This window comes from Chryseobacterium sp. BGARF1 (genome assembly GCF_001677955.1).
Lineage (GTDB): Bacteria > Bacteroidota > Bacteroidia > Flavobacteriales > Weeksellaceae > Chryseobacterium.
This window is the reverse complement of the sequence record NZ_LELA01000193.1, coordinates 1-23,238: the sequence shown is the minus strand read 5'-3', so window position 1 is coordinate 23,238 and position 23,238 is coordinate 1. Positions and strand designations below refer to the sequence as shown.

The window sequence follows — 23,238 nt, the reverse complement described above, 5'->3', positions numbered from 1 at the left end:
ATAATCAACAAAAATTAGTAAGTTTATAAACCGAAAATCCTCCTTAAGGATTTAAACTAAAATGTCTAAGTTGGTTTGAAGACGTACACCATATTTATTTCACGAAGTTGCATCAGCAACAACTCAGGAAAATTACTCTTCGTGTCTTGAAATCGCAGTAATCTTCCAAGTAATAAAAGATTATATTTTGCGATATAGTAGGTCAACCATTTTTTCTCTTTTTCAGCCATTTCCGAAATACTCAACAGAATTGATATTGACATTTTCCAATTTCCATGTAGGTAAAATACATATGCATTTTTCAAAGTTGGAGCTTCCGATTCAATAGTTGATAGCATAGCATATGAAGTAGAAAATTTTAATTTACCAAAGTTACAGACTGCACATTCACAATCATTTACTTTTTGTACAGGGATTTTAACTTTCTGATTATTATATGTAATTTCATTAACCAAATTTCTGCGAAGAAATCTGCTTAACTCCATAATACTATAATCCGATTCAGTCCTTTCATCATCTTTTAGTGACAAATCAAAGTCTTTTTCAGCAAATTTTAAAAAAAGATCATAAACCTTTTCATTATCAGTTTGCAAAACAAATGGTTTCTGAACCTCTTTAAATTCATCACCAATCATTAAAGGTGAATGAAAACAAAATAATCTTTTTGGAAGAAATTCAATATCATTAAATCGTTTATTGATATAAGTTCCTAATTGTTCTACAATATTTTTACTAAGGTCTTCGGTGAAAAATTTAGAGATTTTATATTTTCCGTTACTGAGTTCTTTTTTCGCAGATGGTAGACCAAGTTCAACTAGTTCTGCAAGACCTTTAACCACATTTGAATAATAATTAATACTTATTGATGGATATATGGTACTTATATCGGGATGTATTAACTCCTCATTTCCTGGTGCTGCAAAATCAGTGTGATTTTCCGAAAAAAAATAAAGTTCCTTTTCCTCTAATCGAACTAATTCTTCCAATGTTGCAAAAAGTATAATAGCGTCATTAAAACTGTTTTTTTTTGTCCGAAAAGGCGCTCTAGATTTCTTTTTTTGTTCCCACATACGACCAGCTGCAATATTTTCATTGCTTATTTGTACAGCACTTTCAAGTATTTTGTCAATTTCATTAACTTGTGCCTTTAGTCTTCTATCAGCTATCTCAAGCTGAGGTTCTCCTATGTCAGGTGGGGAGTTAAATAATTCAGATACTTTAATCGTGTGTTGATGCTTTCTGATAACATCACTGATTTTTTTCAATTCTTCCTCTCTGTGTTTTTCCCATTCACCTTTAAGTGTTTCAGGATAAAAAACAACTATATCTCCGCGTTCTTGCCAGACCATTATCTGTTTTAAATATGGACTGAATTCTGTTCGGGACACCAAATTCTTTAAAATATTTGTGTCAAGTAAAATATTTTTACTCATATACTGCGTTATTTTTGTAAGTTAGAGAATAACAAAATTATGACGACCTGAATATTTTTATAATTGGTAATAACTAACTATAAAAACAACATCCTAATTAGGAAAATTTATATCATAAATTCTTTATGTATTTGTACTCTTAATAAAGTTCTATGCGTTATTTTGTATTGTAATTTTTCTTCAGTGTCAAATCCTTCTTTTACTAAGGATGCAAGATTTTTAATTACAAAAGGTATTTCTTCTACTTGATATTCCTCTCTTACTAAATGTTCTTTCATTATAACTGATAAAACCCCTATTGCAAAACTAATTTGTGGAATCAGCTTAATAATAAAGTTTCGAGCTTTAGATAAATATTGATCTGATCTACCAGGGATTAGATTATTTATCTCTTCATAATTTTTACCATTAATGAAAGCTGTTAGTATTGGTACAATCTGTATAATATTGGTAGCAACATCTTGCAAATTATAGTTTTGGGCCTTCAAACCTAAAGCTCTTGCTAGTTGTGATCGACTAGTACTGTTTGGAAACATTTCCAAAATACGAATTTCATCATCTTTTAACCAATGAAAAAACCAAAAAATCCAATCTATGACAGAAAATCCGAATAAGACCGACAAATCATGCTTTAATAAACTTTTTTGTAACTTTTGAACAATATTTGGATCAATACCTGTTTTCAAACTAACGATTTCAACTACATCATCATATATTAAATCAATCGCAAGATTATCACGTCTAACAATTAATTTTTCTACCTTAATCGAAAATGTTTCATCACCCGTCTGTTTTGCTTTGAATGCTGAAAACGATTTATTAAAAATATTTTTGATTGATGATTTTTCTATACCTGTAGCATTTAAGCGAAGCAATAAGCTATTTAAGTCCTGTCTTAATTCTTGTTCAGCACTAGCTGCTGAAACTTCATCGAGAAACTGTGTTATAGGATCATTAATAGTAAGACATTGGTCGCTTTTTGAAAATACTCTTTGCTGCATTTTTATCCACGAAATAGGTGGGTCAAACTTACGTGAGAAAGATATAACCTGTCCTGGAACTAATATTACCACACCTTGTGCAGCCGTTCCAGCTCTTCCCGCCCGCCCTGCAGCATTTAAAATTTCGTGAGCAAGCAACTTTTCTGACACTTCGGTATCTTCATCAAAACGATCATCGCCAGCAATAATAACTACCTCTGCTGGTAAGTTAATACCTTGAGCTAAAGTAGCTGTAGCAACTATTCCATGGATTCCATCACTAAATCTAAACAACAACTCGTTCAATTGCCTTTCGATAGGAAGGAGTAATCCGTGATGGGATGCAATCTGTTTATCAGCATTAAAAAAGGAATAAATTAAGCTACCAAGTTCCAATTCTAAACTTTTTAACCTACGTGCATTCTGCTGAATGAAAGGACCAAAGTTTGTATTCCTATCATCGAGCATATCATTTAACTTCTTTGCAGTACTTATCGCATAGATAGGGTTACTTACGAAAACTAAAGTTTTAATACCAGATTTTATAAAAAATGCGGCAAGTTCTGCTGCAACTTCATTTCTATTGGTAGTTAGTTGCCAACGAGGATTTATTTCTAGTTTAACCTTGTTATTAAATAATTTATTTACAAAAAAATCAGGAGGTATTGATGGATTCCAAATATTGCGAAGATTGTATATCTGATATGGCGTAGCAAGCATTTTATCTTTCAATGATTTAGGAACTGTTTTACCTATATGTTGGCTTTTTACTTGTGTAATTTCATTTTCAAGTTCATTTATTTCCAAACTAGGATATATGACACATCCATGTAATTGTCTAGTTGGCTTCCATTTGGAATCAAAAGTCAGACAGTTTCTTTCTGTTATCTGGGCTATCCAAGAAGCTATTTCTTCACCATTTTCAACCATGGCAGAAATTAACAAATAATCCGATTTTGGTACTTCTATAAAAAGTTTTAATAGACAATACATAGCATCCAAACTACGTTTATCAATTTTTTCTGTACGACCATTTATTAAATGGAATTCGTCAAATACTACAAGACCAATATTTTCAAAACTATCTGGATTCATCGCTAATAAGGTTAAACACCTTTCAGGAGTCATAACGTTTATTATTTCAAGGCTTGCACTTCCTAAATCCGTAAATTCACCTCCGATTTCCAACAAATCAGTATCTAAATAGTCAAAAAGTGTTTTTAAGTCACGATTAATTTGATCCTCTAAAGCGTGTGTAGGAACTAAATACAAAACAGAACTTCCTGACATAATTGCTGAAGCGATCTTTAATTCAGCAACTGTCGTTTTGCCTGCTCCAGTAGGAAAAGTCATTACAGCAGAATTACCTGAATTTAAAAAGCCTGTTTGAACTGCCTCATAATGGTTCTGCCATAAGTACGGTCTAGATTCTGCAAGCTTTTTTAAAAAAGTCGTCCAGGCTGTAGGATCCATATTTAATGGCGGCTTTACATTTATTACACCTCTACTTAGTAATTTTTCATTCACTAAATTTAATAGGATTGAGAGATGATATGGACCAGAATATAAACTTTTTATCGTCTCATCATAAAAATCAATTTCATATTCTGATAGTTCAATTATCTCTTTAAAATGTTGAAAAGGTGAATTTGTTATTCCTAAGAGCGAATCTGCCATTCTTTGCACCCCTAATAATAATCTTAACCAAAGATAATCTTGTGCCTCAATTTCAGTTTCATTATAATCATATTCTCTTATGATTGGCTGAATAGTTCTTAAAGCCCCAAGTTTTCCCTGAGCTAAAAAAATAATAGCGTTTGATAATTGCTCTTGAATTGTATCTCCTTTATAGACATTTATTCTGCCAGCAATTTCAGCAGCATCTGCTGGACTTTCTCCTATCAGGAACAACAAAATGGAAGATATCCAACTTGGAATAACTTGTATACCTAGTTCATTAGATACTGAAGGACTGTAATGATCACGGATCATCTGTAGTAAGTTATGGGCAGTTCCAGCAACAAAAGCAGCAGATACATAATCATTTCTACTTTGATTTAATATAACTAGTGATTCAAGATTATTCGCTAACTTCCTTAGCTCAGAAATATCTTCTTGTAATTCTTCTGAAATTATTTTTGAACCATTAACCCTTTTCCTAACTGAAACTATTTTGGCATATACCTTTGTTAGATATTGAGGTAAATTTTTAGTTTCAGAACCGTCAATCTCTGGAACTTGTCTTATGATGTCCTCCGTTTTTAAATTGTACATATTATGACCTTTGCGTTTCTAAGAATTTAATGATCTCATCAGAAAAAGTATCCATCCAATTCCTTATATTTAACTGACTAAACGTCAAAGTTTGACGTCTTAATTGATCAATTCCAGGAACGCAATCACTATAACCTTTAAATAGTTTCATCTTATGTTCTGCACTAAATTTACTAGCTAATGGTGTTATTCCCGCACGATAAATTCTATTAGATGTTTTATAAATATCATTTTCGATTATATCATCTACCTCGTCATCACTAAGATGCGACAGCAACGCAGTAATTTGTGTTACTAGGTGACTGTCAAATTCTCCTAGTTCAAAAGAATTAAACTCAGGCCAGACTTGTTCTTTGATAGTTTTTCGAGGGTTCTCGGTATACTTATCTTCCGCAATAATTATTGCTTTAATTTTATTTTCTGTAGTTAAGATGACGCCTAACCCATCTATTCCATGCTGAGCTGGATTAGTATGAGGCGGTTGAGAAAATAAATTTACATTTGGCTGTTCAAAACGAATTGAAATCCAAGTCATCATTTGAAAAAGCCATCCATCCCGTTTCCATCTCTGTTCTTCAGTCTTTACTGTTAATTGCCTAATTGAGCGATCAATCATAGTAGATGTTGAAGGCGAAATTGATCTGTTTTTTGCAGATAGTATTGCGCTTACATGTCTATGTTTCCCTAGCAGAAGTAATCCAACATGCTGTGCCAACATTTTGATATCATCAACTATTAATTCAGTTTCATAACATAATGGTTTACGATCAGTTTTCGTGTAGATGTAAGGCATAAAAAATGGTATTAATTTTTATTAAATATAGATTTTTATCACCAATTATCTTAAAGTACTTTTTAGTAATTAACATAATTTCAATAAAAATACGGCATTTTCTTGTTTTATATTTCAAACTATTTCTAAAAGTATTAGCGATTAGTCTAAGAAACGTAGTAAAATCCATATCTTTATTTTTTTAATGTTTATTCTAAATTATAGAAGTATTATCAGCATTTTTTTTCTACGCACCATAATAATTCACTTACTCATTTGTATATTTGACAAAACTAAAAATCGTAAAAACTTTATGAGTAAACTTTATGTGATCGGAAATGGATTCGATCTTCATCATGGTCTTAAAACTAGCTATTATGACTTTTCAAAATATCTGAAAGAAAATAATCCTCCACTTTTTGACACTTTAGAGAAGTATATTAGCTATCCAATTTCTGATGACAGTCTATGGTCAAGATTTGAAGAAAATCTTGCAAATTTAGATGCAGATGAAATCTTATCTGAGAATTCAGATTATTTACCAAATATTGCAAGCGATGACTTTAGAAGTAGAGATTTACATACTTTTCCTGATATCATGCATGAGCAATTTTTACAATTAACTTCAGGACTTCTTAGTGAATTCAAAAATTTTATTCTAGCGGTAAGGTTTCCAGAATCAGCGTATGAGCAAAAGTTAAGAATTGATAAGGATTCCATATTCCTGAATTTTAATTATACAAATACTTTAGAAAGATTATATAATATCACAAATAATCATATAAACTATATACATAATTCTGTATATCGCAATAGGGATGAAATAATTTTAGGTCACGGTATTGATCCTGAAAATTTTGAAAAAGAAATTCCTACACCTCCCGACAATCTTGACGAAGAAGATTATGAGGAATGGTACAGAATGAATAACGACTATGATTATTCTTTTGATACTGGTAGAGAAAGTTTGTATGAATATTTTAAAATAATGCATAAACCAACAAAACAAATAATTGAAAATAATAAAATATTTTTTGACAGTTTGGATATAATTGATGAAATCTACATTTTTGGACATTCCATATCAGAGGTTGATATTTTATATTTTCAAAAACTGGCAAAATCAGTAAGTCCAAATTCAAAATGGTCATTCTCTTACTATAGTCATGAAAACATCCCGATATTAAAAAATTCGTTGATTGGAGCAGGAGTAAAGGAAGATCAGATTAGTTCAATTAGACTTCAGGATATTCAGAGAAACAATACCCAGTTAAGTCTTGATTTTGAATAATGAAACGATTGATCTAAAATCGATAAATTTTATACATAAAAATTAAATTTAACATTTTGAACAAAAAAACTAAAGATAGATTAGGACTACTTGTACTATTTGGAATGATTGCAAGTATTTTGCTTTATAAATTAGGTCCAGAAGTTATTCAATCACGATACTTTTACGATGGAGATGTAGGTCACAGAGGAGCTATTGGTGATGCATTTGGAGGAACGGTGGGACCAATAGTAGCTTTAATTGCTGCGATTTTAACTTTTATGGCTTTTTACATTCAGTACGAATCGAATAAAGAGCAGAAATCACAATTTAAAAAGCAAGCACAAGATACTGTTATCGAAAGATTTGAAAATAGATTTTTTGAATTAGTAAGATTACATAGGAGCAATGTGGAAGAGCAAAATATTCAAAATATAGTGTTCGGGAGAAAAACATTTACAACTTATTACTTCGAGTTAAGATACATCTATTTAGTACTTGAAAAAAGTTACGACAGTTCTGATAAAAACAATCAATTAGATAAAGAGCAACTTTCAAATCTTGCATATCTAATATTCTTTTTTGGAATTGGACATGCAACTGAAAGTGTTTTTAAACATGTGATTCCAGAAATTTATTTCGAAATTTTTTTTAATAAGGCAATAGAAAGATTAAAAAATGAAAAAGATAACTTTAATGTGTATATAAAAAGTCGTCATAATACTCGTACAATAAATGGTTATAAAATTTTACATTTAAAGGATTTAGTGGTAGAGCACAACAATAAGAAAGCTGTTTTTATTCAAAATTACGAGCCTTTTACTGGGCATGGAACAAAAATAGGTCATTACTATAGGCATTTATTTCAGACTGTTAAATATGTCGCCTCTCAAAAGCATAAATTATTTACACCTGACCGAAAATATGAATATGTTAAAACATTGCGAGCGCAATTATCAAATTTTGAGCAAGTTTTATTGTTTTATAATTCTATATCTATACTTGGTAAAGCTTGGATAAATGAAAAATATATTCAAGATTATAATCTGATCACAAACCTGCCTCTCTCATTTGCTGATTTTGGAATAACTCCAGAAGAAAAATTTAAAGATACAATTAACGAGAAGAATGATTTTTTTGATTGGTACTCATTACAAAATTCTAAATAAAATTTTGATCTTAAAAAAACACATATTAGTACCTGATAACTAAAATTACACGAAGTCCAATTTAATTTTATGGAGGTAAATTTTCGATAAAATCTTTCGATAATTTATTTTTCTAATTGGCAGATCAGAATCGAATCAAGTTAAAATTGTAAATAATGAATAAGTTAAATCTGCAATTACTGAGTTCCGATGAGCTTTCTGAATCGGATTTGGAATCAGCCTTAAATGGAAAAAAGGCAAGGGGTAGCTACAATGCCATTCAATCTGTGATCAGACTGCATGATGATGTTCATAAAGCATTGGCAAAGGATGATATGAGTTCTGACAGAATTTTGGCTTTTTCTACCTATATGCACGAAACGATTCACTGGTGGCAACACGTAGGTTCACATCTAGGATTTATTACCAGTATTAGTCATCCTGCCCTGGCGCACGTAGCACATCGTCATCTTAATACACTGGTAAAAAGGAATGAGAAATTCAAGTCCATCATTGAATATGACAATTATATCTACTCCCAAACTGGAAATCCCAATAACCTTGAAGTTAACAGGATTCTGAATTACTATCACGACATAAGATACGCAAAGGCATTTATTAGCGATAACACAAATATTGAGATCATTTCTAAGGACAAGCGCTTTTTTCTTCACATGGGGCGTTGCTTTCATGAGTTGTGGTCAACTTCGATTTACGTCCTTTCTGTTTCTATAGATCCAGAATTCAATTTCCTTCCCAAGATCAAGGACTGGAGTGAAAAATTCAGGCAAGCTGAAAAACAGCAGGCTCCTGGATTTGTTACGGATTCGGGGATGACCATATCAGAACTTGGCACTACAGCAATCTATGAGGGACAAGCGAGATTTAATCAACTACAGTATCTGTCAATTGCAACTGGGGATAAATATAGTTACGATGATTTTGCTGAGATGGGAATGTTGGAGGGTATTTATGTTGAAGCTTTCAATCTATTTCTTAAATACATTGGGATTGACCGACCAGATAATTTAAATAATTCTGTCATCGGTCTGTTTTTGCTGGTCTGCGATATTGCGATCAATCCCGTAGAAGGTTTTCCATCCGACATCATGGACTATGAATCTTTCATTATCTGCTCTGATCCCGGAATCAGATTTACCCTGCTTTGTAGCTTTATATCAAAAGATAAGGACAAATGGACCACTGCCGTTCAAGATTATTCACGACAAGAGTATATCGATCTTTCGGAGCAGCTGTGCGAATACATTGTCTGCTTACCACCTTTGGTAGGGAGCGCAATTGTGGCAGACTGGGCTGAAGAACATACTTCTATTCGAGATCTACTGAAGGAAGAAAGTGAAATGAAATTCAAACCTGAAAATTTATCCATCAGACTTTTTACCGCCAAATACATCAGGTTCCAAGAAGACAAGATCAAATATCCCAATGTATTCTGCTGGATCGGTAGATCAATGACAGGAAAAGTTCACAAAGATTTAGATCTTTCAGTGGTTGAGAAAATATTCAACAGACACCAGGCTTTATTTATTGATGTGATCGGTGGAGAGATAAGGCCCACGATTTTCGACGATCATCATGAGGAGAATACAATGGAGACCTTTCAGACATTCTATGCATTTAATACCACGTACGATATGACCTTTAAATGGATCACGGAAAAAGGACCTTTCAAATATGACTATCACTGGCTGACAACAAAATATTCTGACCAAGAAATGAAAGACTGGGTCAGAAATCACTTTAAAGCAACTTATTCTATATTTCCCGAAGAACTAAAAACATTTGATGGAAAGTAAGATGATCTATAATTCTGCTGTCCGTTGCAACGGATTGACATCTGTATCAAAACAAGTGTGTGCGGTACCTTTGAATGACAATACGATCTGTCGTTTCACCGTGGGATAGGCATTGAAGACCTGCATCCATATGGAAAAGAAACCATTGTCACACGCCCAGAATCCTAGTAATTTTTCACATTCTTCTGCAGCTCCTTTTGCTGATGCGGACTGATATAAAAGCAATGCCAAATTTGCTTTGACAAAAGCTTCCTTACGATTGAGCCATCTACGGTCGCTGGCAGTTGCATTGTCAGGATAGTTTTGAAGCCCGACCAGATCAAGCATCTTTTGAGCCTTTACTTTTAGAGCATCAGATAATGCTGGATTGACATCAATTTTACCATCAGGGGTATAGGTAAATGCCATGTGGGTATTATGGACATCAGGCCATATATAATCCGGTAAGTTAACTGGTTTTGAACCTTTTGTAGAGTTACAATTCGTACATCCCAAAACAAAATTACTCCACTCCAACTCTAAAGCAGGATTCAAACTCTTTGGTTGCACATGCTCTACTGCAAGAGAAGAAGGCAGCTTTTGATTGCAGTAGGCACAGTACTGCCCCATCCTGTCAATCAGGTCACGACGTGCGTTACCATAAGATGTAAAAACTTTATTGCTTCCATCAGCCTCCAACGGCACAGGACCTCTTTCTACAGGACGCATAATTACTCTTCTTCTTTTTTAGATTTTCTATCCGGACCTAAAGTGGCCAGTCTCGTCATCCTTAAAAATGCTGCTGCTGCTGGATCATTGATCTCAGCCTCCTTTTCTATTTTATCAAGCTCCCCGGACTTTTCTCTTTTTGTCCCGAAATCGTCACCCAACGTGATGTCGTTCAACAACTCAAGATAATATGTCGTTTTATCATAGGTTTTTTGAAAATCAAGACTTCTCGGCTCCACTTTCATAATGTGGGAAGTTACTTCCTCAATACTCATCTTATCAGGATCTTCTTCTACCACTGCATCCAGATTGATCAGTTCTTCTGCCTTAAGTGATTGTACGATAAATGGCGAATGTGTAGTTGCAATAAACTGAATATTTGGAAATGCAGTTTTAAGATCATTAACAACACCCTGTTGCCACTTGGGATGGAGATGCATATCTATTTCATCAATTAAAACAATTCCTTTTGACTTTTTGACTGCATCCCGTCCATAATGGGAATTCAAAACGACACATCGGTAAGCGATCTCTGCCACCATAGCAGCCATCGTCCTAAGTCCATCACTTAAATAAAACAGAGGGATGAAGGATTCTTTACCATCTTCATCCTTTAAAATTCCACCTAGATCATCTGAGTCTTCATCCCACTCCTGCGGTGACCAATTGGGAATGCAAGTATCGATAGCTTCAAATACGGCATCCAACAATACACTTTCCGATTTGCCCTTCAGCCTTTTCCAATAGGCCGATTTGATCCATTCCATTGGAGAGGTTTTGTCAGTTCGGCTGTCAATACAACGTGCATATCCATCTCTTAATCTGGAACCTTTTTTCTTCAATTTAACTGTCTGCTTAGGCTCGACCCATAAACGTGAAGTACTAAAGAAATTGATGACAGGCAGGTCAATATTCTCCTCAAGTTCAACATTGACTTTATGGTTTAGCCCTTCAGCAATTTTTATGATATTGATAGCATTCTTGTAATCGGTACGGCTTGCTGTTTTTGAACGCATCCATTCTACCCGATCATCATTGATGGTACCATAGGCTTTCACACTGCATCCTTTTTGAGGTACAAATCTATTTTCCAGATCGATCCTCCTCACATCTTCTTTCTGAATATGATAACGTTCCGCTTCATCAATCCCCATAAGAAATGTTCCAGCGGCTACTCGCAGACCCTGTAGTATGGATGACTTACCCTTTCCATTCTCTCCAATCACAACGGTGAACTGGGTTGAGAAATAAAAGGTTGAATTTTCGAAGTTTCGAAAATTAAGCAGATCTATTTTATTGATTATCATAACTTTATAGCAACATAATAATTATCAAATACTATCAATTAATATTTATATACAAATATAACAGAATAGATTATATTTTTAGCCGAAATGGGTAAATTTTAAGTTTATAAACATAAATCTTAGAGTTTAAAAATCTTTTATACGAGTCGATTTATTGTCAGTAGAATATTTTTAAAAATGTTTTGTAACAAGAATTCTAACTATTAGGCAGAATCAAATTGGAAAAATCAGAATAAGGTTTTCAATTTTTGAGTTATGATACTGGCCAAATCGACTTTTGAATGTCAAAGAATTTTCTGCAAAATTCATTAGATAAATTATACAAATTGTATAATTTTTACTATCTTTGATCAAAGCAAATGGCCAATGAAAATAGATGATCTGATAAACAAAAAAGTAGTTGAGGCAAAAATTGTCGAAGCACTTAATTATAGAGGTAATCTACCATCCTTAGCCGATAATTGGAGATTTAACTTTAAAAAAAATTCTAAAGCAAAAAATGTCAGAACTTTTGTTTTGGTTTGTGAGCACTCGGAAGATGTGATTGAAGGATGCCTGATTTTCGAAATGCGGGATAAGACAGAGCCCTATATGGCCTATTTGGAAATCGCCCCTCATAACAAAGGAGAAGATAAGAGATATGATAAAGTGGCAGGGTGCCTTATCGCATTTGCAAGCAGATTGAGTTTCATTCATGGGGAGGATTTTCACAAGGGATGGCTTGCTTTTGACGTTCTGGAAGAAACGACGGAAGATGAAGAGAAATTAATGGCATTATATTCGAAAAAATACAATGCCATGAGGCTGGAAGGCACAACATTGATGATCATATCGCCTGAGAATGGCGAAAAGTTAATTGAGTTTTATTTAAATAGTTAGAGACATGAAAACCACAAAAGAAATTAAAATAGAAAATGTTTTTAATGATTCTAAGCGAAGTCTGGTAAAAGATTTCATCAATAAGAAATCTGCTGGTCAAAGCAAAGAACGATTATTAAGAAATGAATTGTTGTCTATTCAATATAAAATTGAAGACTATATTTCTGATGAAACTGCAAATGAAGAAAATTTAAAACTCTTGGATTTCGTGAAAATGTATCTTCGAACATTCGATATTACAAAAAAGGATTTTGCAAGATATCTAGACATGCAGGATTCTAATCTTCATAAATATCTGATCGGTGAAAGAAAGCTCAATGCCAAAGTAGCTTTGAAAATAAGCTACTTTACCCGCACAAAACCTGAATATTGGTACGGTATCCAAATTAAGAATGAAATTACCGAACTAAGGAAAGAGGAGAAAAATAATAAGGAATATGAAAAATATGATTATTCAAAAATGCTCGAAGTTTAATTCTTTTGTTTCTTTTAAAAGCAAATATGGACTAAAAGCAAAAAAATAGAGACAGGTCCTGACGAAAGTTGGGATCTTTTTTTGTTTTTAAGGATTACCGTAAAATAATAGGTCCGCTCTGATGTAAATTTAAAGCATTCGGAATTGACGAATCTAATTTAAAAAAACGCTTCACAAATGGACAAGATCCTAAATTCTTTTATTGATTCTCTTGTCGAGCAGAAAAAACTGCAATTTTCAATTGATGAAATTACCATAGATCCCACTCTTGTTGAAAATGGGACATTGAAAATTGAAAATGGTCAGGTATTCATCTCCGACTACATGACGATATCGAGCGCTTTTATCGAACGATATAAGCAAAAATTTAACTTCTCAATCAGCAGCTCATTCGAAAAGAATGCAAAATTCATCAACAACATAGAACAGGATTTTAACAGCAAAGGCTTTATCTCAGACTACCTGACACTCTCAAATGAGATCTGGAAGGCCATGATCAAAGAATCCAATAAGAATCATGGATGTTCATTCTCGCAGTATATTACTGCTATAGATCGTGATAATACGCCAGAGGGATTTTATGAATTTATAGAGGCCTATGCCGCCTTATTGCCAGAACTGAATTTATCAGTCGATGAAATCGTTGATAATTTTCTGATTCTGGAGGAGATCACGAAAAGCGAAATGGAATATAATGTCGATCTGGGTCTGGTTTTGAATGGCATTAGAAATCTTTCTAAAATTGAATACGATAAGGGTTTACAGATTCTGCAGAAGTCTTTGGACCTGGACAACAAGAAGGATGTTTTAACATCCGCCGTTGTTACTGGGATGTATGAAAATAAAGGTACTGCATTCTACACATCGGTTTTAAAAAAAATGATTTCTGAAGGGGAAAACCTGAACCCTATATTTTTTGGACTATCTAAAGTTTCAGAGCTCTCTGATAAAGATTCTGAACTATTTTTAGATCTTATAAAAGAATATGGGGATGACAAAAATTTAACCATAGCTGTGCTGTCTCTTGTTTTCTCAGTCCTGAAAAGCAAACATACTATACATCATCAATTTTGTTTTGAAAAATTGAAGTCTGCTGTAGAAGATGAGGCTACCGCTTATTATATATTACGTAACCTCGATCTGAAAGGTGTTTACCACAAAGAGCAAACCGAAATCGTTCTAAAGTTGATCAACCAGGATTATTTCTCTACTGATAAATACATACCAGCAATTGCGCAATCTGTAAGGCGTTTTAAAGATCTTGAATATTTTAGACAAATTATTTTGAGCATCATCAATTTCTCTCCCTTCAACCTATTTATAAAGAAATTTCACACATTTATCTATAACGTCGATAAGATCGAGATCGACAGGTTGATGATAGAACTTCTGACCGATAATGCCGCTAGCAGAAGATTTACAGGAATTGAGATCTTTCAAGAATTATCCCGACCTACTCCATACAAATTTACATTGGATATCTTAACATTAGCGCCAATATCACAGTATAAGCTTTGGATGGCACTAACAGGAGATTTTCACCAGCCAAAAGATAGACTGACGGCTTTACTGCCTTTGCTGAATTCAGAAAGTGAATTGGTCAGGGAAAGTTTTTTGTGCAAGCTGGAAGAAATATCCGAAGATTACGGAGGGCAGGTCCTGGAGGTACTTGAAGAAAATCTTGAAGTTGATAAGCCACCCCACAACAATGCGATCGAAAGAATCAAAAAATACATAAGGGATTTTTATGATAAACACACAAATTCTAAAAATGCGCTTTCAGAGTTTGATCCTTACAATACCCACTTCAAGTATATTAAAAAATTCAATGACCTTTTTCATAAGAATATGGGCAGATCAATAGACCAGGGTGCAAGAGAAGACAGTTTCCTTTCGGTATTGGGAGCAAGTACGGTACAATTGTCCAAGGGTGGAGGTTACCGTTTCGGAACAAAAAAAGAGATTGCGCAGTTAAGTTCATTTGGGACAAGCTTTACAATGCCCAGGAGTTATTTTATAGATCCGAATGAGTATGAATTGGAAATTGGCATGCTGATCAGGCAGGACTGGAACGATGAAGAATTTGAAAAAATAATAAAAACCCTTGAAAATGAATAGCAGTAACATCATTGTCCGTGAGTATCTATCAACCTTGAAAGAGGATTCGGAATTGGACTACCTCTTTCCTATTCTGCTGAATGTCATGGGTTTCAGGATTATCCAGACAGCAAAAGAATCAAAAGGACAGTCCCAGTATGACAAAGATATCATTGCTGTTGGAAAAGATGAAAAAGGGATCAAACACAAGTGGTATTTTGAATTGAAAGGATATTCGGACAGGGATATCACCCAATCTAACTTTTCAAAAGGTGATGGTATCAGAGAATCGATTATTGAAGCTAAAGATACCGTATTTAAGGATTCTTCAGTTTCTGGCTTTAACAATCTACCGGTAAAGATAGTCATTGTCCATAACGGCATTTTAAAGACCAATATCAGAGATACATTCGAGGGCTTTATTTCCCGTGAATTCAAGGAAGGCGAATTTGAAAGATGGGACATCTATCACCTGACAGATCTTTTCAGTGAATACTTATTTGACGAATATCTGCTCTCCGACACTGCCAGTAACAGGCTACTGAAAAAAACATTGGCATTTTTGGATTCCCCGGACAGCGATTTCAAGGAATTCAAGGAATTGGTCAATATTCAATTCAAAACTTTTGAGGATATTAAAAGCAGAGCTTTTAAGAAGTTATTTGCGACATTGAACCTGTTGAATTCGATCATCTTTCATTATAGCAAAGAAAATAACTATCTGGTACCTGCTAAAGAATGTTCCAAATTTTTGGTTATCAAAACCTGGCATTGGATCTTGGACAACAACTTACAAAACAAAAAACCTGTCGTCAAAGAGTTCAGAAAAATTCTTTCGGGTCAATATGAGATATTCGGCGAATACTTCAAACGTACATTCTCGGTAGCAAGAACCGAAAATGGCCTTTTTTCTGAATTTGGTGGTTTCTTCGAAAAAGTGGGTTATCCGTTAAGGAGTTTTGAATATTTAGATGATGTGATCTACTATTGCAGACTGCGGAATACCCTATATGAATCAAAAAACAGAACCGCTATATATCATAAGCAAAAAGACATGATCATTGAATTGATCAATAACAACAACAGTTTCAAAAGGCCACTTTGTGACAACCACTCCATTCCTATCGTTCAATTGCTGCTGTTTTTTAGCGACAAAGATTCCTTGAGACGAAAAGATGTTGAATTTTTATTTAGCTATATTGATCAGACCGTTAACAATATCCATTTGGAAAAAATAAAGTTTGACAGATTACCCGAACTACATAATAACATTGATCTGATTATAGAATTTATAGCCACCAAGAACAGACCGGAAAGTTATTGTGACAGTTCTTCAATTCTACTGGCAATCCTTTTGGAAATTTGTGTAATTTTTAATTCCAAGGAGCTTTTTAAAAAGATATTATCCTTTATCGATGATAACCTCAGTCTGCAGATAGTATCCATAGATTTCAGTAACGCTGAAGTTGAGAAAATGCTATTTGATAAGCATCTGCAAAACGAGTATTATGTCGAATGCATCGAAAGGGTTGAAGACGGTCTCACACTCTTGAAAGCTGAAGCTGACTTTACACAGTCCAAAAAATCAGTTATAAACAAAAAAGAAGCTTTGAAATTATACGAAACGGATGCTTTAGGACTCTCATGCGTAAGGTATCTGGCACACAGCTATTTCAAAAATGAAATTTTACCTGAAGAGTGGCGGGCGCTGATAGGGGATCAAAAAAAGCATAATCTGATATAAAACTTAAATATTAAAAGTTAATTGAAAAATAAACTTCCTAAAATATGCTATTGGTGCGGATGTCCTTTGACAGAAGAGCTGGCAAGTAAGGAGCACGTGCCTCCATTCGCATTTTTCCCTAAAGGTCACAGAAATAATCTGATGACAGTACCAGCTTGTGAAAAACATAACAACAGTTTTTCAGAACTCGATGAGAAATTCCAATTCTTTATTAAAGCTCTCAAGACCAACAGTGTAGCAAAAAAGGACCTTGAAGATAGAGTTTTGAGAGGTTTACAAAGGAAAGAAAAACAAAGTTTCATACAAGATCTTGAAAAAAATTCCAGATCTGGCACGATCTATGGCAAATCACATTTCTTTCTTTCATTAAAAGAAAATGAAGCAGAAATGTTTATTGAAAAGATTGTCCGCGGCATTTACTTCTACCATCACGAGAAACCTGCAAAAGGAATTATTCACAGTGTTTCAAAGAGAATTGTTTATGAAGGTTTCAACACCATTGCTGCAGTTGATTTTTTAAAGGAAGACCTGCATCCTGTACTTCTTAAAAAGGGTGAATATAATAATCCCGAAGTATTCAGATACAAATACTTTGCGGCACAAGGTTTATTCACAATATTTATGGATTTCTATGAGCACGCAGAATTTATTGGAATCGTATATCCTGAAGGTTTTACATTTGATTAAATTTTTAGCAAATGCTTTAAAAGTGATAAACTATTAATAGCATAGAAAATATGTAAATGACTCCATCTGAAAATTTGCATCAGAATGATGTAAAAAATATTTTCTTCCTTTCTGGAGTTTGGCAAGTCTTTAAGGAATAAGGAACTGTGTGATATTTTGAGAGTTTGCGAAAATACGATCATTAAAAGAAGATATTTGAGGTCTTGTTATCTGATTCTTGATATCTGCATATCAATCTTTAATTTTGATAATCATTACATCAAAACTATCGATATTGTTATTTACATATTTTGAAGTTATTATAGCATCTGCATCAATAAGTTAAAGCTTTATAGTGTTTTTCTAAATGTTACAAGCTTTTAATATAATTTTACAATGTTAAAATTTTAATTTTTTGTCAGTAATATTTATTAATACTAAAAAAATGAACTTTACTTCTAACATCACACTCCTATCTTCTTTTCATATGGAAGTAGGAAAATGCAATCCTCATGAGTTATACAAAATTCTTGAGGATATAAAACCAGACGTCATTTTTGAGGAACTACCTGCCCATATATTTCATTCAATCTATTCTGGTAAAAGACCACCGCAAACGGTTGAGTCAAGAGCTATAAGTGTTTACATTAGAAATTATGGCGTTAAACATTTCCCTGTGGATACATATGAGTTTGATTTACATGAATTATTTTCGGAGTACGATTTTATTGTTGAGCTAAGTGAATCATATAATAAAGTATTCGAAAAGCTTATAAAATCTGTGTCAGATTTTGGATTTAATTTTTTAAATAGTCCTGCATGTACTGAACTGATCTCAGAATTAAAGTCATTAGAACTTAAAGTACTGAAAGAAAATGCTCCAAAAATTCTTTTAGAGAAATATCAACAGGAAACATTTATTCATGATTTACGAGAAACAGAAATTTTAAATAATATTTACAACTACAGTATTAAATACCCTTATAATAATGCAATTTTAATTTGTGGAACTGATCACAAAAAAGGAATTATGGAAAAACTTACCAATTTTAAGAAGGAGATGAAATGGAACAGTAAGTGGAATTTTTATAATGCATACTAATCAAATCATCAGGATAAAACTAATGTCGTTACTATTTCATTTACACTATAAATCTTGTATATATTGACTATTAAAATATTGATATTCTAAATCTCAGTAACCTTTTTTCAAAAACATAGAAAAGCCCTACCCAGAAATGTTTTAGAAATATGGTTGCTCAAAATTCCGCAAAAATGCGTTTCCGACCATAGGAAGGAATTGCATTTTTGCCGCCCGATTTTCACCATTCATTCACTTTTTAAAACCCAAACAAAGAAACCTGCAAAGTCAATCGACCTTGCAGGTTATAAAAAATTACATCAATTTACTTACTCTCTTCTTCCAGAGTCCAAAACATCTTCACGATTCTCCTATTTTTTCTTCGGATTCTTAAACGAAAAAACTATTCTCCCTACCTTCTTATCAAAGCTAATATACCCCTGATAGGTCTTTCCTTTTCTGCTCTCCAGTCCCTTCATATAAGCGGTCTCCCCTGCCTTCAACTTATCCATCTGCCATTGGCGAAGCTTAACACCTCTGAAATGTGAAGGTACTTCCCTTTCAGAATGATGTACTTCGCTAAAACTAGAACTTCTAAACTTATTCTCAAACATAAACTCCACCCATTGCCTGTCAGCACTGAATTGCACCATCGCAGAAAACAGTGTTCCTTTCTTCGACAACATATTTTCAACAAACAAAGGCTTTCCATCACGAAGCACCTGTTTCTGCTCAAAATCCAATCTCACACCGCAAAGCACATCAGGAATCCTCACAAATTCCATCCTCAAAGAGATCAGCTCATTGGTCAGCCTGTCCAAACTTATCAATGAAGGAATTTTCTCTCGTGTAACCGCACCTATAAGATCCACGACTCTTCCCATATTCCCAGAAGTCAAAAGATTGACCCTATCCTCTTTTGTAAACTTGTGACCCTGAAACTTCTTTCTGAAATCCACTTTCTTACAAACCCTATGCACCTTAACAATCAATTCTCCATCATCGTCAATCCGCAACTGCAACCGTGCATCAATCTGACTTACCGCTTCCCCATCATTAAAAAGTGTCGGAATCAACATCGGTGTCTTATATCCTCTCAACAGAGATTCCAACGCACCAATTTCTTCCAACGTTTCCCTGTCAATACCCATTTCAGCGATCTTGTCCCACGGAACATCCTCGATCTGATAGCGGTATTGAGAACTGCTATTACTAGTAACTGAACCGTTACTGAAACCCTTCTTCAAAACAGAAGTCTCCTTTTCATTGGTTTTCTTATTTCTGATCGCATTGACCGCTTCAATAGACACTTCAACCGCTTTCAGATCTTGTCTTTCTACCTCCGATAAACAATTAATATAGTGCTGTAATTCTATAGCTGTATCGCGTGCCTCAAATTCCCTCACCTTAAAAAATGAATATTCAGAAGGGTCTTTGAGCTGATGATAAAAATCTGAATAGAAGTCCGTAAAAGAGTCCTCCACCGAATCGATTCTCATGACGGAATGAATATTGGTATGGTTCGGCTGAACATCTATGAGATTTCCGTTGTGTTCGATGCCCTTTACAATTCCGACAGAATTATTACTGTGACGAAGTACCAATAAAGTACTCAACTCTGAAATTGCTGTATGATTTCCTATTTTGCTCATGATCTTGATTTTAGATATTATTTGATTCTATTATTTTTCGATTGCCTATTATTTAACTACTCAGATCATCCCATCATCCGCAAAAGAATAATGCGAATCCGAGGTCAGGATCACATGATCCAGTAAAGTCATACTCAGAATTTTCGCCGCCTCTTTGATCTGTGCGGTCATCTTAATATCACAACCAGAAGGTTTTAAATTTCCCGAGGGATGATTATGGGCAACAATGATTCCTGAAGCATTGCAAAGAAGAGCTGCCTGCATAATAATTCTCACATCCACCAATGTCGAAGAAATCCCGCATTCGGATATTTTCTTAATTCCCAAAACCTCGTTCGCCTGATCCAGATACAGCGCAAAAAAAGATTCCCTGTAGTCCATTTCACCCGCATCAAAATGCGCCCTGAAAACATCCACTGCATCAACCGATGATGATATAGACCGTTCACAATTTCCCTTTCTTGAGTAGCTCAATTTAATTTCATTCACAATATTGAATTTCATATTTCCTGCTCCGAGTACGGCGGAGACCTGTTTTTCCCGCACTTACATTAAAAAAACCTTTAGATTCTGTAAATTGCAGATTGAAGGAAACTTTGACTTTTCTTATCTTTTACTTGAATAAATCATTTGATGAAATGCTTATGATCACATCTTCTAAAATGATTTTTACTATCATCTGATGAGATGATTTATTCCAAGAGAATAATAAGGATCAAAATTTCAATGAACTGCAATTGCATCTTGTGAGGTTTCTGACTTTTTCTATGCACATAACCATTCAGGCAGGCACAAGGAAAACTGCAATCAATTCCTTGAAAACAATAAGAAGAACATTGATGAAAGCCTGAAATCTTTTTGCGGAGGTTCTGTAATCTCCGATGACGGATACCCAAAAAGATTTTTTTCCGCAGGGACAACGGAATATATTTGCTATAGAAAATCAAGTAAGCCTCATATGGAATTGGAATGATAGTAATTGAAATATGATCCGCTTATAATTGATTAAAAAAAAGAATGATGTGAGAAGTTTTAAACTTTAAATGATGTTTCCTAAGCACTAAAAGATATTATCTAAGCATTCCAAATTTCACACAATCTTTGCTTCGGTAGCTTCAATGATGAACATACCGATACAAATTGTTATGGTATCTAAAATTGATTGCAAAATGGATGTCAACCACTTGATATTTGAACAAGTTAAGTCATAATTATTTCAAGACACCACAGAAAACGAAAGGCAACAGGAAGAATTTGAGAGAGAATACAACAAGTCTAAAACTTGAAAATCAAAGCTTGGCATCTAGTTGCCCCCCTTTACTACCTAAAGATCTACATTCTATGTGATTTTTTCAATCAACATCCCGCTGGATCTCTCATCGTTAAAAAATGCAATTAGCAGTTCCCTTTTTCAAAAATAACGCAACAGCCCATTACATCAAATAAAAGGTTATGGCATGTAAAAAGAAATAGCCAGGATTGTCACTATAATGAACTATTCACAGAATCATGAAGAAGACATTGCTTTCAGTTATTTTAACAACCCCTTTCCTGGCTTTCTTCTCACAAAGTATCACAGGAAAGATCATCCAATCAGAGAAACCGGTTTCGTATGTAGAAATCATAGCGATAAAAGATCAACTCATTTCCACTTCATATTGTATCCGCATTATTCTAAAATTCTTTTTATTTAAATTTAATTTGTACAAAATAAAAAAATATCACTATAGGAAAAATATGAATTAGGTGCTCAAAATTCTTGTATATAATAAAAGCAAGTTTTCCCATCATTTTTACTATATCCAATTATTATTCTTTTTATATAATTCCTACATGAATAATAAATTCATCTTTTATAAAATATCTTTTTTTGAAATCCTTATAATAAAGCGTCACGTTCTGTCGTGTCACTGATTTACTTTTGTTAAATAAATCAGACTTGTATCAAACAGTTGTGACATGTATTAAAAAAAGTTAAATTCGCAAAAATAATAACCATTAAAAACTCAAATAATGAAAAAGCTCTCCATGAGTGCATTATTGATATGTACTCATACCCTATTCTATTCTCAGGATGTGGTATGGCAGAAAGATATTAAATCCTCTACTCAGGATTTTCTTTCACAAGTCACCACAACCATAGACCAACAGTATCTTATTACAGGAAGCTCGATTCTATCTAAAAAAATAACTTCCGAAAACAAACAAAACAACGGCTACGATTTCCATCTAGTTAAATTGAATCAGCAAGGAGAAGAAGTCTGGGAAAAGTATTTCTCAGGGCAAAACCATGACTTTTTATCGGCGACGGTTGCTACACAGGAGGGAGGATTTCTTTTGGCAGGAACGTCGCATTCCGGGATGGGTCTAGACAAAAAAGACGCTTCGAAAGGAGGATCCGACATCTGGCTGATCAGAATCAATGAATTCGGAGACGAACTGTGGCAAAAAACATTAGGAACGGCGCAGGATGAAGAAGCAAGATCTGTCATTCAGACTGCTGATTTTGGATTTATGGTCGCCGGAAATGTTCAGAATGCAGCCTACGGATTCGGCTCAAAAGATGTAACCGTAACAAGACTTGATAAAAACGGAAAAGTTCTCTCAGAATTAATCTTAGGCGGAAGAGGTTTGGATGAAGTAGAAAAGATGATTCCTACTCCAGATGGAGGAGCGTTGTTGGGAATTTACTCGAGGAGTTCCGAGTTTCGTGATACGGGTTCCGAGTCGCGTGGTTCGGGTTCCGGTAACGAAGCCTCGAATCCCGTATCACGAAACTCCAAATCCAGCCCCAATTTCGGAGAGGGCGATTATTGGGTCATTAAGCTCAGCAAAGACAACAAAGTAGAATGGGAAAAGAATTTTGGAGGTAAAGGTGATGATCATTTGAGAACCATGGCTTTTACGTCTTCAGGATATATTATTGGTGGAGAAT

General features: G+C 34.0%; 16 protein-coding genes and 1 pseudogene. 10 read left to right on the top strand and 7 right to left on the bottom strand.

Going from position 1 to position 23,238, the window contains the following annotated elements:
* Positions 1-65: 65 nt before the first annotated feature.
* The 3 genes from AB671_RS21525 to AB671_RS21515 all read right to left on the bottom strand — a co-directional run bounded on the left by AB671_RS21525 (position 66) and on the right by AB671_RS21515 (position 5,480).
* Entirely contained in the window at positions 66-1,433 is a 1,368-nt protein-coding gene (locus tag AB671_RS21525; RefSeq protein WP_066680989.1) for a PIN domain-containing protein, read from the bottom strand.
* 107 nt (positions 1,434-1,540) lie between these two features.
* The gene (locus AB671_RS21520) at positions 1,541-4,687 is read right to left on the bottom strand and encodes a DEAD/DEAH box helicase (RefSeq protein ID WP_066680991.1); all 3,147 of its coding nucleotides are present in this window, start codon (positions 4,685-4,687) and stop codon (positions 1,541-1,543) included.
* A 1-nt stretch (position 4,688) separates the two neighbouring features.
* Positions 4,689-5,480, bottom strand: a complete 792-nt coding sequence (locus AB671_RS21515) for a hypothetical protein (protein ID WP_066680993.1) — start codon at positions 5,478-5,480, stop codon at positions 4,689-4,691.
* 292 nt (positions 5,481-5,772) lie between these two features.
* Between AB671_RS21515 and AB671_RS21510 the strand changes: the two genes are divergently transcribed.
* From AB671_RS21510 to AB671_RS21500, 3 genes are all read left to right on the top strand, one after another.
* A complete protein-coding gene (locus tag AB671_RS21510) occupies positions 5,773-6,750 on the top strand; it encodes a bacteriophage abortive infection AbiH family protein (protein ID WP_066680995.1) in 978 nt (325 codons plus the stop codon).
* Positions 6,751-6,806: 56 nt separating this feature from the next.
* Positions 6,807-7,898 carry a putative phage abortive infection protein gene (locus AB671_RS21505; protein ID WP_066680997.1) on the top strand — a complete coding sequence of 364 codons (1,092 nt, stop codon included), beginning with the start codon at positions 6,807-6,809 and terminating at the stop codon, positions 7,896-7,898.
* 266 nt (positions 7,899-8,164) lie between these two features.
* The gene (locus AB671_RS21500) at positions 8,165-9,694 is read left to right on the top strand and encodes a hypothetical protein (RefSeq protein ID WP_157444297.1); all 1,530 of its coding nucleotides are present in this window, start codon (positions 8,165-8,167) and stop codon (positions 9,692-9,694) included.
* A 6-nt stretch (positions 9,695-9,700) separates the two neighbouring features.
* Here AB671_RS21500 and AB671_RS21495 read toward each other — a convergent pair whose 3' ends face one another.
* Both AB671_RS21495 and AB671_RS21490 read right to left on the bottom strand, forming a co-directional pair.
* Entirely contained in the window at positions 9,701-10,402 is a 702-nt protein-coding gene (locus tag AB671_RS21495; RefSeq protein ID WP_066681002.1) for a retron system putative HNH endonuclease, read from the bottom strand.
* A 2-nt stretch (positions 10,403-10,404) separates the two neighbouring features.
* The gene (locus AB671_RS21490) at positions 10,405-11,709 is read right to left on the bottom strand and encodes an AAA family ATPase (RefSeq protein ID WP_066681003.1); all 1,305 of its coding nucleotides are present in this window, start codon (positions 11,707-11,709) and stop codon (positions 10,405-10,407) included.
* A 366-nt stretch (positions 11,710-12,075) separates the two neighbouring features.
* Between AB671_RS21490 and AB671_RS21485 the strand changes: the two genes are divergently transcribed.
* The 6 genes from AB671_RS21485 (at position 12,076) to AB671_RS21460 (ending at position 18,672) form a co-directional block, all read left to right on the top strand.
* Complete coding sequence (locus AB671_RS21485) at positions 12,076-12,588, top strand: hypothetical protein (RefSeq protein ID WP_066681005.1); 513 nt, start codon at positions 12,076-12,078, stop codon at positions 12,586-12,588.
* Positions 12,589-12,592: 4 nt separating this feature from the next.
* A complete protein-coding gene (locus AB671_RS21480) occupies positions 12,593-13,063 on the top strand; it encodes a transcriptional regulator (RefSeq protein WP_066681006.1) in 471 nt (156 codons plus the stop codon).
* A gap of 177 nt (positions 13,064-13,240) precedes the next feature.
* Complete coding sequence (locus AB671_RS21475; RefSeq protein WP_066681007.1) at positions 13,241-15,181, top strand: hypothetical protein; 1,941 nt, start codon at positions 13,241-13,243, stop codon at positions 15,179-15,181.
* Complete coding sequence (locus AB671_RS21470; protein ID WP_066681009.1) at positions 15,174-16,904, top strand: hypothetical protein; 1,731 nt, start codon at positions 15,174-15,176, stop codon at positions 16,902-16,904. Before AB671_RS21475 ends, AB671_RS21470 begins: the two co-directional genes overlap by 8 nt.
* Before the next feature lie 21 nt (positions 16,905-16,925).
* Entirely contained in the window at positions 16,926-17,591 is a 666-nt protein-coding gene (locus tag AB671_RS21465) for a hypothetical protein (RefSeq protein ID WP_157444296.1), read from the top strand.
* Between the two features lie 466 nt (positions 17,592-18,057).
* Positions 18,058-18,672: a hypothetical protein gene (locus tag AB671_RS21460; RefSeq protein WP_066681013.1), complete on the top strand. Its 615-nt coding sequence runs from the start codon at positions 18,058-18,060 to the stop codon at positions 18,670-18,672.
* Between the two features lie 350 nt (positions 18,673-19,022).
* Here AB671_RS21460 and AB671_RS21455 read toward each other — a convergent pair whose 3' ends face one another.
* Together AB671_RS21455 and AB671_RS21450 are read right to left on the bottom strand one after the other, a co-directional pair.
* On the bottom strand, positions 19,023-20,303 hold the full coding sequence (locus AB671_RS21455; protein WP_066681015.1) for a DUF3945 domain-containing protein: 1,281 nt from the start codon (positions 20,301-20,303) through the stop codon (positions 19,023-19,025).
* A gap of 60 nt (positions 20,304-20,363) precedes the next feature.
* Positions 20,364-20,807, bottom strand: a complete 444-nt coding sequence (locus AB671_RS21450) for a RadC family protein (RefSeq protein ID WP_066681017.1) — start codon at positions 20,805-20,807, stop codon at positions 20,364-20,366.
* 1,509 nt (positions 20,808-22,316) lie between these two features.
* Here AB671_RS21450 and AB671_RS21445 point away from each other — a divergent pair.
* Positions 22,317-23,238 (top strand): annotated as a pseudogene (locus tag AB671_RS21445) (T9SS C-terminal target domain-containing protein); the annotation flags it as partial.

Coding starts and splice junctions, on each gene's coding strand:
- AB671_RS21525 (WP_066680989.1), bottom strand. CDS start 1,433: ATGAGTAAAAATATTTTACTTGACACAAATATTTTAAAGAATTTGGTG.
- AB671_RS21520 (WP_066680991.1), bottom strand. CDS start 4,687: ATGTACAATTTAAAAACGGAGGACATCATAAGACAAGTTCCAGAGATT.
- AB671_RS21515 (WP_066680993.1), bottom strand. CDS start 5,480: ATGCCTTACATCTACACGAAAACTGATCGTAAACCATTATGTTATGAA.
- AB671_RS21510 (WP_066680995.1), top strand. CDS start 5,773: ATGAGTAAACTTTATGTGATCGGAAATGGATTCGATCTTCATCATGGT.
- AB671_RS21495 (WP_066681002.1), bottom strand. CDS start 10,402: ATGCGTCCTGTAGAAAGAGGTCCTGTGCCGTTGGAGGCTGATGGAAGC.
- AB671_RS21490 (WP_066681003.1), bottom strand. CDS start 11,709: ATGATAATCAATAAAATAGATCTGCTTAATTTTCGAAACTTCGAAAAT.
- AB671_RS21485 (WP_066681005.1), top strand. CDS start 12,076: ATGAAAATAGATGATCTGATAAACAAAAAAGTAGTTGAGGCAAAAATT.
- AB671_RS21480 (WP_066681006.1), top strand. CDS start 12,593: ATGAAAACCACAAAAGAAATTAAAATAGAAAATGTTTTTAATGATTCT.
- AB671_RS21475 (WP_066681007.1), top strand. CDS start 13,241: ATGGACAAGATCCTAAATTCTTTTATTGATTCTCTTGTCGAGCAGAAA.
- AB671_RS21470 (WP_066681009.1), top strand. CDS start 15,174: ATGAATAGCAGTAACATCATTGTCCGTGAGTATCTATCAACCTTGAAA.
- AB671_RS21460 (WP_066681013.1), top strand. CDS start 18,058: ATGGAAGTAGGAAAATGCAATCCTCATGAGTTATACAAAATTCTTGAG.
- AB671_RS21455 (WP_066681015.1), bottom strand. CDS start 20,303: ATGAGCAAAATAGGAAATCATACAGCAATTTCAGAGTTGAGTACTTTA.
- AB671_RS21450 (WP_066681017.1), bottom strand. CDS start 20,807: ATGAAATTCAATATTGTGAATGAAATTAAATTGAGCTACTCAAGAAAG.